Source organism: Arsukibacterium sp., assembly GCF_018402695.1.
GTDB lineage: Bacteria > Pseudomonadota > Gammaproteobacteria > Enterobacterales > Alteromonadaceae > Alishewanella.
This window is the reverse complement of the sequence record NZ_JAGYIM010000016.1, coordinates 596,595-608,313: the sequence shown is the minus strand read 5'-3', so window position 1 is coordinate 608,313 and position 11,719 is coordinate 596,595. Positions and strand designations below refer to the sequence as shown.

Annotated in this window: 13 protein-coding genes; 6 read left to right on the top strand and 7 right to left on the bottom strand. The window is 50.1% G+C overall.

Annotated elements, in window-relative coordinates; all coding sequences use genetic code 11:
* The first annotated feature begins 9 nt into the window (after positions 1 to 9).
* Positions 10 to 621, top strand: a complete 612-nt coding sequence (locus KG631_RS10285; RefSeq protein WP_213999521.1) for a TIGR04211 family SH3 domain-containing protein — start codon at positions 10 to 12, stop codon at positions 619 to 621.
* A 9-nt stretch (positions 622 to 630) separates the two neighbouring features.
* On the opposite strand, the gene KG631_RS10280 is transcribed toward KG631_RS10285, so the two are convergent.
* Positions 631 to 1,128 (bottom strand): Lrp/AsnC ligand binding domain-containing protein, encoded by a 498-nt coding sequence (locus tag KG631_RS10280; RefSeq protein ID WP_213999520.1) that lies wholly within the window; start codon positions 1,126 to 1,128, stop codon positions 631 to 633.
* 267 nt (positions 1,129 to 1,395) lie between these two features.
* On the opposite strand from KG631_RS10280, the gene KG631_RS10275 reads away from it, so the two are divergent.
* A complete protein-coding gene (locus KG631_RS10275) occupies positions 1,396 to 2,541 on the top strand; it encodes an HD-GYP domain-containing protein (RefSeq protein ID WP_213999519.1) in 1,146 nt (381 codons plus the stop codon).
* Positions 2,542 to 2,552: 11 nt separating this feature from the next.
* Here the strand turns inward: KG631_RS10275 and KG631_RS10270 are convergent, their stop codons facing one another.
* Together KG631_RS10270 and KG631_RS10265 are read right to left on the bottom strand one after the other, a co-directional pair.
* Positions 2,553 to 3,308 carry a general secretion pathway protein GspB gene (locus KG631_RS10270; RefSeq protein WP_213999518.1) on the bottom strand — a complete coding sequence of 252 codons (756 nt, stop codon included), beginning with the start codon at positions 3,306 to 3,308 and terminating at the stop codon, positions 2,553 to 2,555.
* A 30-nt stretch (positions 3,309 to 3,338) separates the two neighbouring features.
* On the bottom strand, positions 3,339 to 4,274 hold the full coding sequence (locus tag KG631_RS10265) for an AAA family ATPase (RefSeq protein WP_213999517.1): 936 nt from the start codon (positions 4,272 to 4,274) through the stop codon (positions 3,339 to 3,341).
* A gap of 79 nt (positions 4,275 to 4,353) precedes the next feature.
* Here KG631_RS10265 and KG631_RS10260 point away from each other — a divergent pair, with 79 nt between their 5' ends.
* Complete coding sequence (locus KG631_RS10260) at positions 4,354 to 5,586, top strand: multifunctional CCA addition/repair protein (RefSeq protein ID WP_213999515.1); 1,233 nt, start codon at positions 4,354 to 4,356, stop codon at positions 5,584 to 5,586.
* A gap of 13 nt (positions 5,587 to 5,599) precedes the next feature.
* Here the strand turns inward: KG631_RS10260 and KG631_RS10255 are convergent, their stop codons facing one another.
* The 3 genes from KG631_RS10255 to folB are packed head-to-tail and all read right to left on the bottom strand — an operon-like array spanning position 5,600 to position 7,280.
* Complete coding sequence (locus tag KG631_RS10255) at positions 5,600 to 6,406, bottom strand: undecaprenyl-diphosphate phosphatase (RefSeq protein ID WP_213999513.1); 807 nt, start codon at positions 6,404 to 6,406, stop codon at positions 5,600 to 5,602.
* Entirely contained in the window at positions 6,403 to 6,900 is a 498-nt protein-coding gene (gene folK / locus KG631_RS10250) for a 2-amino-4-hydroxy-6-hydroxymethyldihydropteridine diphosphokinase (protein WP_213999511.1), read from the bottom strand. The genes KG631_RS10255 and folK overlap by 4 nt, the downstream gene beginning before the upstream one ends.
* The gene (folB, locus tag KG631_RS10245) at positions 6,900 to 7,280 is read right to left on the bottom strand and encodes a dihydroneopterin aldolase (RefSeq protein ID WP_213999509.1); all 381 of its coding nucleotides are present in this window, start codon (positions 7,278 to 7,280) and stop codon (positions 6,900 to 6,902) included. Before folB ends, folK begins: the two co-directional genes overlap by 1 nt.
* A 137-nt stretch (positions 7,281 to 7,417) precedes the next feature.
* Here folB and plsY point away from each other — a divergent pair, with 137 nt between their 5' ends.
* Complete coding sequence (gene plsY, locus KG631_RS10240; RefSeq protein WP_213999506.1) at positions 7,418 to 8,023, top strand: glycerol-3-phosphate 1-O-acyltransferase PlsY; 606 nt, start codon at positions 7,418 to 7,420, stop codon at positions 8,021 to 8,023.
* A 275-nt stretch (positions 8,024 to 8,298) separates the two neighbouring features.
* On the opposite strand, the gene tsaD is transcribed toward plsY, so the two are convergent.
* The gene (gene tsaD / locus KG631_RS10235) at positions 8,299 to 9,312 is read right to left on the bottom strand and encodes a tRNA (adenosine(37)-N6)-threonylcarbamoyltransferase complex transferase subunit TsaD (RefSeq protein ID WP_213999504.1); all 1,014 of its coding nucleotides are present in this window, start codon (positions 9,310 to 9,312) and stop codon (positions 8,299 to 8,301) included.
* Between the two features lie 240 nt (positions 9,313 to 9,552).
* Between tsaD and rpsU the strand changes: the two genes are divergently transcribed.
* Complete coding sequence (rpsU, locus tag KG631_RS10230) at positions 9,553 to 9,768, top strand: 30S ribosomal protein S21 (protein ID WP_019675131.1); 216 nt, start codon at positions 9,553 to 9,555, stop codon at positions 9,766 to 9,768.
* Positions 9,769 to 9,913: 145 nt separating this feature from the next.
* Complete coding sequence (dnaG, locus tag KG631_RS10225) at positions 9,914 to 11,671, top strand: DNA primase (protein ID WP_213999502.1); 1,758 nt, start codon at positions 9,914 to 9,916, stop codon at positions 11,669 to 11,671.
* Positions 11,672 to 11,719: the final 48 nt, after the last annotated feature.

Below are 11,719 nucleotides of genomic sequence, written 5' to 3'. Positions count from 1 at the left end.
AGGATACCTATGTTTAGATTATTTCGCAGCTCTGTTTCCCGGATATTTTTCCTGCCGTTAATTGTAATGACCCTAAGCTGGCCAATACTGGCCCAGCAATCTGCAGAAGAGAGACCGGCTTTTATCAGTGATGCACTGTTTGTTTATCTGCATTCCGGCCCGGGCAATCAATACCGGATTGTCGGCACTATTAATGCCGGTGAGGACGTGACTTTTATCAGTGAAGACAATGACTATGCGCAAATCAGATACGAAGGAAATAAAACCGGTTGGTTACCCAAGGAATATATCAGTTATACCCCTGGCCTGGTGACACAACTGGAAACCCTTACTGAGCGCTTTGATAACCAGCGGACCCAACTGCAACAAGTAGAAGAGGAACGTAATAACTTAAGCAGCCAGCTCAATAGTGCCATTGTTGAAAGGGAAAATGCGCAAGAACAGCTAGCCCAGGCAAACCGTTCTTTTGAGCAACTGAAAGCGCAGCTGGAAGCAACCCAAACCAGTATCTGGCAAAACCCGATGGTGATTGGTTCGGCCATTTTATTAATTGGCCTTATTTTTGGCCTGGTTCTTCCTGCCTTATGGCCTAAACGTCGCGAAAGCGAACGTTGGATGTAAAACACTGAATTATCCCAGGCTGTCGTTAGCTTTCAGCGGCAGCCCGGTATCGCGTTTTACCTGCTCGATCACTACATAAGTGTGGTTTTTCACAACACCGGGCAAATCAACAATTTGTTCCAGAATAATCCGGTAAGCATCCATATTAGGCAAGCGTAACTTTAACAGGTAATCAAAGCCTCCCGCGACCATATGACACTCCACCACATGCGGCACTTTTAATACTTCATCTTTAAAGCGATCAAACACCGCGCTGGTCGTGTTATCCAGAGTAATTTCAATAAAGACGGTGGTGCCAAACCCCAGCATAGCGGCATTTAACCGCGCGCCGTAGCCTTCGATATAGCCATTTTTTTCCAGACGCTTTACCCGGTCGATGCAGGGACTGGCACTTAAGTTTACTTTTCTGGCCAGATCGACATTGGCTATCCGCCCCTCTTTTTGCAAGGTATCGAGAATATTCAGGTCAATACGGTCCAGGCTTTTGGGTTTCAACGGTAAAGTCATCAGAGCGGCTGTCAGGCTAAAAATGAATAGGCCGATTATATACTGATAATTATCAAAAATAACCAATCCGGCCGCTCGTCTGGCAATAACAAACAAAAACAACAAAGTTGCCAGCTTTTGCTATGCTTACAGCTAATTAAGTATAAAACGCTGAAGCAGTCCGCTTAACCGCAGGATCACGCCGTTTAACCGAAGCGTTAACGCCAGGTTAAGTCGATCAGCGTATAATCAACCTGAATTTTGGCATAGGTTAAAGCTGGCAATTGGATGGCATATCAAAAAGTTTCTGTCACTGAGCTGCAACCAGGCAGCTATGTTGTTGAAGTTGTAGAGCAACGCGGTGATATTATCGTTAAGCATGCTGGCTGGGTTCGCAGTCAGCAAGCTATTGCTCAGTTGCAAGCTAAAGGAGTACTGACGGTCCTGGTTGATCCGGCCAGATTTTTAGCCACAGACGACGCATCAGCTACCCCACCTGCCGAAAAACCAGCACCGCCACCAACTGAAACGGACACTGCGCCGGTACGGCATTTATTCGCTGACGAGTGGCCGCGGGCCGAAAAAGCGCTGCTGCAAAGTCAGCGGGTGCAGCAGTTGGTGCTAGACGCTACCCGCAGCCAACAACCCATTGATTTAATGTTGGTCCACGAAGTCAGTGCCGGTTTGTCTGATTCAGTAAGCCGTAATCAGGATGTTTTGTTATGTTTAACCCGGATAGCTGAGCAAAGCGACAGTTTGTTGCAACATAGCGTCAACTGCGCGGTTTATATCGCCGCCTTTGCCAAGTTTATCAATTTACCCAGCGATCGCAGCAAAACACTGATTACCGCCGCGCTATTGCATGATGTTGGTAAAGCCCTGAAACCTGAATTGATGAACCAGCCCGATGCAGCCGCCATCGGCACCAGCCTGGCCGCATTACAACGCAATAAAGACTTAGCCGGTCAGGTCTCGTTGTGGATCAGTCAGCACTGTGCTTTGCTTGATGGCAGTGGTTCACCGCCGATCAAAGGCGCCCAGATAGCAAAAGGCAGCCAGATGCTGGCTATCGTTAACCAGTATGAAAAACTGACAAACCCGGCCAACAGCAACCAAAGCCCGCTGGCAGCCTCGCGCTATTTACTAAGCCTGACCCCGTTACAGCTGGACACCGAACTGTTACAGTTGTTTATCAAGTGCATTGGCGTTTACCCGCCAGGTACCGTGGTTAAATTAACTACCGGCAAGCTGGCACTGGTGCTGGAAAATAACCCGAAGAAGCCCACCCAACCGAAAGTGAAGTTGTTTTACCACAGCGTGCACCAACACCATATTATTCCGAAGATAATGGATTTATCGCGCCAGCAGGAAGAGCATATTGAAGGTTGCGTCGATTTAAAAAAATATGGTCTGGATGTACGTAACTATCTGTAAACCAAAACAGATCATTTATAGTCAGTCAGTGCAGGCATACTGAATAATTCGTTATCCATTTTCAGCAATACAAAGTGCGGGGTAATTTCCTGCAACTGAATATCTGCAGTAACCCATTGTCCTTCCTGTAAGCTCTTACCATTGACTTTGATCCAGCGCTGAGCTCCCTGAGTGGCATATACGTGAGCTTCAAACCGCAGAGCTGGAATTTGTTGTTGCAGCGCGGGTGCCAGCTCGCTGATATCCTGTGCCGGAGCACTATTGCCACGCAGGGCAGATCTGGACTGGCGGTTATCCACCTCACTGGCCGCCATCGCTGAGGCAAAACGCTGACGCAACTCATCTGACACTTCAACCTCTGGCTGCGATGAAACAGCCGGTTGCGCTGCAATTTCACCTGAGTCTGGCTCTGATGACGGCGCAGTTACACTGACCACTTTAGGTTCAGCTTTAAACTGCTCCTGCCGGGGCCTGGATGACTTAACGGCAGGTTCAGCGCTCAACGCTGTCTCGGTTTCGGGTGGTACGCTTAACAGCGCGGCTACTATGGTACTGCGAGTGGCAACGTCAGGCTCGGCGGGTTCGGCTATGGTATCACTGGCAACTGGCTGGGGCGCGTTTGTTGTCTGCCACCAGCTGGCCAGGGCAAAGCCCAGTAACAAGGCCAGACAAAAACCCAGCAGCAGTGCCAGATTACGCCAACCATTAGCTGGTTGCGAAACGGTTGTCGCCGTGACCGGCTCTACCTGTTGTTTCAGTGCATCCATTAAAATTGACACCATTAACCTCTTAACTTCTTAGCCTTTAAACACGGGCAGTAAAACCATCGCCAGTAAAAACCCGACAACTATACCAGTGCAGGCCAATAACGGCCATAACCATCCTGGTAACGGTAACCTGGCGGCTGTATGACCCGCTGACTGGCTAAGTGGTAATACTTCTGTCGCCGCGCGTTGCACCTGCGCCGTCTCGACAATCGGCATTTGCTGACTGTATGCGGCCAGCATGGCACGATCAGCCAATAGATTAAGTAATCTCGGAATACCGCCACTATGCTGATAAAGCGCAGCAACCGCTTTCTGGCTGAAAACAGGCCGGCTGCAGCCCGCTACCTGCAAGCGGTATTTCAAATAGTGCTGTACTTCGTTTAAATCCAGCGGTAACAAATGATAGCGGGCGGTGATCCGCTGTGCTAACTGGCGTAAGTCGTTCCGCTGCAATAATTGTTGCAGTTCCGGCTGGCCAATTAATATAACCTGCAGCAATTTTTTGGTATTGGTTTCCAGATTGGTCAGCAGCCGCAACTGCTCCAATACCGCCGGCTGCAAATGCTGGGCTTCATCAATTATCAGAATGGTTTTTTTGCCGGCCTGATGATTTTTTTGCAAGCGCTGGGTAATTTTATCGCCCAGCAGTTTTAAACTGGCATCGGCTTTTTTATAACGGATTCGAAGTTCATCACAAATGGCAGCCAGCAGCTCCAGCTCCGACAATGTCGGGTTCAGAATAAAGGCTATATCAGTATTACTATCGAGTTCCTGCAGCAATGATCGCGACACGGTTGTTTTGCCGGTACCCACTTCGCCGGTCAGCAACACAAAACCGCCGGCATCACCCAGGCCATAGCGCAAATGAGCCAGCGCCTCGGTATGCCTTGTCCCCAGATACATAAAATCCGGATTCGGGGCAATGGAAAAAGGGGGGCTGGTTAAACCGAAAAAACCGGTATACATCAAAGCATCCTGCGTTAATAGCGCTGCAAATTAGACTGACGGCGCTATAATGGCAAAAAATAAGCAATCAGGAAAGCATGTGCAGATATATCTTGTTGGCGGGGCCGTAAGAGACGAGCTGTTAGGCTATCCATTTCATGAGCGGGACTGGGTGGTCGTCGGTGCTACACCGGAACAAATGCTGGATGCCGGCTATCAGCAGGTGGGGAAAGATTTCCCGGTATTTCTGCACCCGCAAACTAAAGAAGAACATGCGCTGGCCCGTACTGAGCGTAAAAATGGTAAGGGTTATACCGGTTTCAGTGTTTACGCTGCACCCGATGTGACGCTGGAGCAGGACTTACAAAGGCGCGACCTGACCATCAATGCTATCGCCAAAGACAGTGCTGGCCATTATATCGACCCCTATCATGGTCGCGCAGATATTGAGCAGAAAATACTGCGCCATGTCTCAGATGCCTTTGCAGAAGACCCGTTGCGGGTACTGCGGGTGGCCCGCTTTTATGCCCGTTATGCCCACTTAGGTTTCACCGTTGCTGACGAAACTCTGGCTTTAATGCGTAAGCTTAGCAAAAGCGGCGAGCTCAATACCTTAAGCCCGGAACGGGTATGGCAGGAAACGGCCGAGGCGCTAAGTAGCCAAAGTCCAGCCGCTTATTTTCAATTGCTTTATGATTGCGGCGCGCTGACAGCTTTAATGCCCGAACTGGCTGCGCTTTGGGGCGTGCCGCAACCGGAAAAATGGCACCCGGAAATCGACACAGGCATTCATACCTTGCTGGTACTCGAGCAAGCAGCAGCGTTGTCTGAGCGGCTGGATATCCGTTTTGCCTCCCTGGTGCATGACTTAGGCAAGGGGGTGACTAAAGCTGAGCTGCTACCCGCTCATCATGGCCACGAATACACTGGCTTGGCGCTAATTAACCAGCTTTGTCAGCGGCTCAGAGTACCCAACGATTGTAAAGAATTGGCGCTGCTGGTTTGTGAGTATCATCAACTGGTGCATAAAGCCCGCGAATTAAAAGCGGCAACGGTGTTAAAATTATTTAATGGTATTGACCTCTGGCGTAAACCGCAGCGGCTAGACGATATTCTGCTGTGCTGCACAGCTGACTTGCGCGGCCGCACCGGCTTTGAACAGGCAACGTACCCACAAGCTGACTATCTGCAACAACTGGCAAAGGCAGCACTGGCGGTTAATGTGCGGGAAATCGTCGCCAAAGGCCTGAAAGGTGAAGCGATAGGGGCTGAATTGCAAAAGGCCCGCTTAGCTGCCATTAGCGCAGCAAAACGGGCCTGGTCGAATACTTAGATCGAGTAATACCTTAAACCGCGTACCAACTAAGGAAAATAATCAGCCCGACCCCTAACAACAGCCGGTAAATCACGAAAGGTAGCATGCCCATCCGGCTGATAATTTTCAAAAAGAAGTGAATGCAGATTAATGCACTGATAAACGCCAGACCCATGCCCAGAAAGATAGCGGCTAAGTCAAACCGTTCCGGCTCAGCCAAAAGCTTGCTGGCCTGATAACCGCCACTTAATATAATAATCGGAATTGATAACAAAAACGAGAAACGGGCCGCACTGACTTTATCCAGCCCGAGCAGCATCGCGGCAGTCATGGTAATGCCCGAGCGCGAGGTACCCGGGATCAGTGATATCGCCTGCGCCACGCCGATAAATAATGCCTGGCGCCAGCTTAATTGTTCCATACTTTGTTGTTGCTTTGCGGTGGCATCTGCCCACCACAGCGCCAGACCAAACACAATAGTAGTTATCGCTAAAACCCAGGGCGAGCGCAGATAGCTTTCAATGTAATCGGCTGCCAGTAACCCGGCTAATCCGGCCGGAATTGTCGCCAATATAACCCACCAGGCCAGTTTACTGTCAGTGCTGTGCCGGCCACCAAGACTTTGCACCCAGCCCACCATTAAGCGGCCAATATCCTGGCGGAAATACAGCATTACGGCCAGTAAGGTGCCGACGTGTACCGCAACATCAAAGGCGATACCCTGATCCTGCCAGCCGAAAATGGCAGAAGGTAAAATAAGATGAGCCGACGACGAAATCGGTAAAAATTCAGTGATGCCCTGCAGAATTGCTAAAATGATGACTTCCAATGTACTCAATTAAATTCGCTCCAGTTAAAAGGCACAGGCCAGATCTTTTGTTTTGTTTTAGGGTAAGCTTGCCATAATTCGGCGTAGCGTTGCTGTGTCAGCGGATGAATAGCTGTCGGCGCCAGCTCGGCCATTGGCCATAACACAAAAGCATTTTCGGTAATTTCGCCGCGTGGCAGAGTAATGGGCTGCTGACAAATCACCTGATCATAAGTCAGTAGATCTAAATCGAGGGTACGACCACAGAATTTCTCCGCGCCACGAATACGACCATGGCTGTCTTCAATTTGCTTTAGTACCTGCACACAATCAGCAATGCTGAGCTCGGTATCGGTGGCCGCCACTAAATTATAGAAAGCATCGCCATTAAAACCGACCGCCTCACTTTCATACACAGACGACAATTGTACTTCGCCGAAGTATTGCTGCAGTGACAATACTCCGGCCCGGATGTAGTGGTCGCGGTCAGTATTGCTGCCAATGCTGATAAAAATGCGGGCCATCAGGCGTAATCCTGTGGCGGTGTCGCAACCGGTGCAGTGCGCACAATATGCACACCAACGGTTTGCGCCTTAGCAACTGCGCCGGGCTTGCTGACAGTCACTTCCACTTTGCTGGTGGCAAACTCCGCTAACAGCATAGCAGCAACTTTCTCTGCTACCGTTTCTATCAGCTCTATTGGCTCGGCGGTTATCAGCGCCGTTACTTTTTCGGCAATCACGGCGTAATCCAGGGTCAGGCTGATATCGTCTCTGGCAGCTGCCGTACGCTGGTCTGCTGTCAGCGCTAAATCAAGCAACAATCGCTGCTGAATGGATTTCTCCCAGTCATATACCCCTATGATGGTATCGACTTGTAGCTGTTTTATAAAAACTATGTCCATTCAGTTAAATCCGGATTGCGTTATTTTTCGTTTCAGGTAGGCTGGTCACAGTGGTAAAAAGCTAGCACACCTTTATCCTGCTGCCGTACAGCGAGATGCAATCTTATCGCAAAAACTGGTGCTGAGGAACCGTCGAAATGACCCTGCTGATTGTTATTATGATGTTCGCTGCCTATTTGCTGGGCTCGGTGTCATCAGCAGTGCTGGTTTGCCAGTTATTTCGCCTGCCCGACCCGCGTTTTCATGGTTCAGGCAACCCTGGTGCCACCAACGTGTTACGCCTCGGTGGGCCTGTGCCGGCGGTGCTGGTATTACTGTTCGACATTCTTAAAGGCACTATTCCGGTCTGGGGCTCGTATTTTCTGCAAATTGAGCCGGTATGGCTCGGCGCTATCGCCATTTGCGCCTGTCTGGGCCATATTTACCCGGTATTTTTTGGTTTTAAAGGTGGCAAAGCCGTTGCAACGGCCTTTGGTGCCATGATGCCAATTGGCCTTGATCTCGCTGGGCTGTTAATTGCCAGCTGGGTGTTATTGGTTGCGTTAAGTGGCTACTCATCGTTAGCCGCTATTATTACCGTGGCGCTGGCGCCGTTGTTTACCTGGTGGATTAAACCGTTATATACCGTGCCGGTGCTAATGCTAAGTATTCTGATTATCGCCCGCCACCGCCAGAATATTGTCCGGCTGTATCAGGGCAAAGAAAGCAAAGTGTGGGATAAATCCAAACGCATTCGCGAGTGATTCGTTAGCACGTCTAAAACAAACTTTTGTTTATAAAGACCAATCTCGTAAAGCAAGGTTGGAATCCCGCCTAACCGTCAGGGCTTCCGGTTGCAACTCCCGCCCTGGCTCGCCACAGCAACTATCTCGGGCTTCCTGCCCTCACCAAGCCAGCTAAAGCTGTTCAAATTCGTTCCAGACGAATTTGTCGCTCGCGCTAGCGCGCTCACTCAGACACTCTGTGGCGCCCAAGTCGGGATTCCAACCTTCAGCTAATAGAGCTCAGCGCAACTTATTTAAACCGGCGCTAACTCCTGCATTGGCCAGCGTGGCGTCACGCCTATGCTCAGGTCTTGCTGCTGGCCAGCCTTTAGCCGCTGGTAGCCAGCATAAGCAATCATCGCGCCATTATCTGTACAAAACTCTTTGCGCGGATAATACACCTCGCCACCGCGATGCTTTAACAGCACCGCCAGTTGCTCGCGCAACGACAAGTTAGCACTTACCCCGCCGGCAATCACCAACCGCTGATAACCGGTTTGCTCCAGTGCCCGCTCGCATTTAATCACTAAGGTATCTACCACCGCCTGCTGAAACGACGCGGCAATATCGGCCTGCACCTGTTCACTACTGCCCTCTTTGGCAATGACATTAGCAGCGGAGGTTTTCAGGCCGCTAAAACTGAAATCGAGGCCGGGCCGGTCGGTCATTGGCCGTGGGAACTTATATTTTTTATTGTCACCGGTTAACGCAAGCTTCGCCAGCAGCGGGCCACCGGGATAATCCAGACCCATTAGCTTTGCTGTTTTATCAAAGGCTTCACCAGCAGCGTCATCTATCGACTCGCCCAGTAACTGATAGCGGCCAATGCCTTCGACACCTACCAGCTGAGTATGGCCGCCAGAAACTAACAGCGCTAAAAACGGAAAAGGCGGCGGGTTGTCTTCCAGCATCGGTGCCAGTAAGTGACCTTCCATATGGTGCACGGCCAATGCCGGTTTTTGCCAGGCATAAGCCAGGCTGCGGCCAATAGTGGCCCCCACTAACAATGCACCGGCTAAGCCGGGGCCAGCGGTATAGGCCACGCCATCAATATCGCTGGCACTCAGGCCGGCTTGTTGCAAAGCTTGCTTAATTAATGGCAGTGTTTTTTTAACATGATCACGCGACGCCAGCTCAGGCACTACCCCGCCATAATCGGCATGCAGCGGAATTTGGCTGTACAGCACATGGCTTAATAGCCCTTTTTCGCCATCATAGACAGCAATAGCCGTTTCATCACAAGATGTTTCAATACCTAATACGCGCATCGCCTTCCCAAAATAATCATGTTAAAAAATCAGCAAATAGTAGGATCTGGCCGGAAACTTCAGGTACACTTGCCGGCCTTTAACGCGCGCATTGTAACGACTTCACCCTGTCAGAGCCAGAAGATCTGATTTAAGATCACTTATTCGCTTTACATTGGTAGGGGTTTTTGCGTAAAATGCCGCACCATTTTTAATCGTAATTGGTTACTGATAACCAAGTTTGACCGAGGTGAGAATTTAATGCCTGTTGTTAAAGTAAAAGAAAACGAACCCTTTGACGTAGCGTTACGTCGTTTTAAGCGCTCTTGTGAAAAAGCTGGCGTACTAGCTGATGTACGCGCTAAAGAATTTTACGAGAAGCCTACCTGGGTTCGTAAGCGCAAGAAAGCAGCAGCGGTAAAACGTCATGCTAAAAAGCTTTCTCGCGAGAATGCACGTCGGATCCGCCTGTACTAAGTTACAGTCAACCGGCGTTAACCTGCCCAACTGCACAATAGCGGTTCTGGAAAGCAGGTTCGCAATCAGGCGTCAGGCCGATATCTGCACACCGTGTTCTTTGAGCACGGTTTGTCTTTTTCTGGAAACCATATAAAGGACATTAGTGGCAGGACAAATACCCCGTCAGTTTATTGATGATCTGCTCGCCAGAACAGATATCGTTGAACTGATAGACCAACGCGTACCGTTAAAAAAAGCAGGTAGTAAAAACTACGCTGCCTGTTGCCCGTTCCATAACGAAAAAAGCCCGTCATTTACCGTCAGCCCCGATAAGCAGTTTTATCACTGTTTTGGTTGTGGTGCCCATGGCAATGCCATCAGCTTTATGATGGAGTTTGAGCAACTGGAATTTGTCGAAGCCATCGAAGAGCTGGCCAAACAGTTGCATATGGAGGTACCACGCGAGCAAGGCAAAGGGCCAGCACGGCCGGCGGCTCAGGCCGACGATTACAGCCTGATGCAGCAAGCCGCCGATTATTACCAACAGCAGCTGCAGCAGCATGCTAATGGCCCGGCAGTGCAGCAATATTTGCAAAAACGGGGCTTATCAGCACAAACCATCAGTGACTTTCAGCTGGGCTATGCACCCGATGGCTGGGACGGGGTATTAAAGCAGCTAAGCAATGGCAAACCCAGAGCCGTGCGCGAGCAGTTGATTGAGCTGAAGCTGGTTAACCGTAACGATAATGGCCGTGAATACGATTTTTTCCGTGACCGGCTGATGTTCCCTATTCACGATAAGCGGGGCCGGGTAATTGCTTTTGGTGGCCGCATTTTAAATGATGGTCAGCCAAAATACCTGAACTCACCAGAAACCCGCTTGTTTCATAAAGGCCGTGAACTGTATGGCCTGTATCAGGTACGCCAGCAACCGGGACATTTAAAGCAAGTGTTGGTGGTTGAAGGCTATATGGACGTGGTGGCGCTGGCCGAGCATGATATCCGCTTTGCTGTCGCTTGCCTGGGCACCGCCACCACCTCGGATCAGATGCATACCTTGTTTCGTTACAGCCCGAAGGTGATTTGCTGTTACGACGGTGACCGCGCCGGCCGCGATGCCGCCTGGCGCGCCTTGCAAAATGCTCTGCCGCAATTAAAAGATGGTGTAGAACTTAACTTTGTATTTTTGCCCGACGGTGAAGACCCGGATTCACTGGTACAAAAAGAGGGTAAAGCTGCCTTTATGGCGCGGCTAGAACAAGCACTGCCATTAAGCCAGTATTTGTTTGAGCATTTATTACAAGAGTTTGATGCCAATACTGACGGCGGCAAGTCGGCTTTAATGGCGAAAGGCAGTGAACTGATTAAGCAAATTCCCAGTAGTTTTTATCAGGAAACCCTGCAACAAAAACTGGATAATTTGTTAGGCCGGGCCAGCGAGCGGCTAAAACCAGTAAGTAACCGGCCACAAGCACGGCCAACACCCGCCAGTATCAAAATGACGCCGATGCGCCGGGCTATTGCCCTACTGTTGCAGACACCAGAACTGGTCAATGTGATGCCTCATGCGCCGGAACTGGCCAGTGCCGACATTCCGGGCATTAATTTGTTACTGGCCGTACAGCAGCATTTACTGGATAAGCCCGGGCTTACTACAGCGCAATTGCTGGAATACTGGCGCGATCTGCCAGAGCATGCCATCCTTTTGAAACTGGCAGCATGGCAACACCAGATAGAACCGGAGCAGCTGTCAGCCGAATTTCTGGACACGTTCCATTCAATTGAAGATCAATATCTGCAGCAACGGCTGGAAGCTCTGGAACGAAAAGATAAACTAAAACAGCTGACCCAGGCCGAACAACGTGAATATGTGCTGTTGCTAAAAGCACTGAAAAGCAAAAAACCGCGACCAGCAAGCTAACTCCGACTGGCTAGAAAAGCTTCGGTTTGTTATAATCGCTAGTTCGCA

What these genes read in the sequence shown, in the direction of transcription:
- KG631_RS10285 (WP_213999521.1), top strand. Translation starts at nt 10, where the DNA reads ATGTTTAGATTATTTCGCAGCTCTGTTTCCCGGATATTTTTCCTGCCG.
- KG631_RS10280 (WP_213999520.1), bottom strand. Translation starts at nt 1,128, where the DNA reads ATGACTTTACCGTTGAAACCCAAAAGCCTGGACCGTATTGACCTGAAT.
- KG631_RS10275 (WP_213999519.1), top strand. Translation starts at nt 1,396, where the DNA reads ATGGCATATCAAAAAGTTTCTGTCACTGAGCTGCAACCAGGCAGCTAT.
- KG631_RS10270 (WP_213999518.1), bottom strand. Translation starts at nt 3,308, where the DNA reads ATGGATGCACTGAAACAACAGGTAGAGCCGGTCACGGCGACAACCGTT.
- KG631_RS10265 (WP_213999517.1), bottom strand. Translation starts at nt 4,274, where the DNA reads ATGTATACCGGTTTTTTCGGTTTAACCAGCCCCCCTTTTTCCATTGCC.
- folK (WP_213999511.1), bottom strand. Translation starts at nt 6,900, where the DNA reads ATGGCCCGCATTTTTATCAGCATTGGCAGCAATACTGACCGCGACCAC.
- folB (WP_213999509.1), bottom strand. Translation starts at nt 7,280, where the DNA reads ATGGACATAGTTTTTATAAAACAGCTACAAGTCGATACCATCATAGGG.
- plsY (WP_213999506.1), top strand. Translation starts at nt 7,418, where the DNA reads ATGACCCTGCTGATTGTTATTATGATGTTCGCTGCCTATTTGCTGGGC.
- tsaD (WP_213999504.1), bottom strand. Translation starts at nt 9,312, where the DNA reads ATGCGCGTATTAGGTATTGAAACATCTTGTGATGAAACGGCTATTGCT.
- rpsU (WP_019675131.1), top strand. Translation starts at nt 9,553, where the DNA reads ATGCCTGTTGTTAAAGTAAAAGAAAACGAACCCTTTGACGTAGCGTTA.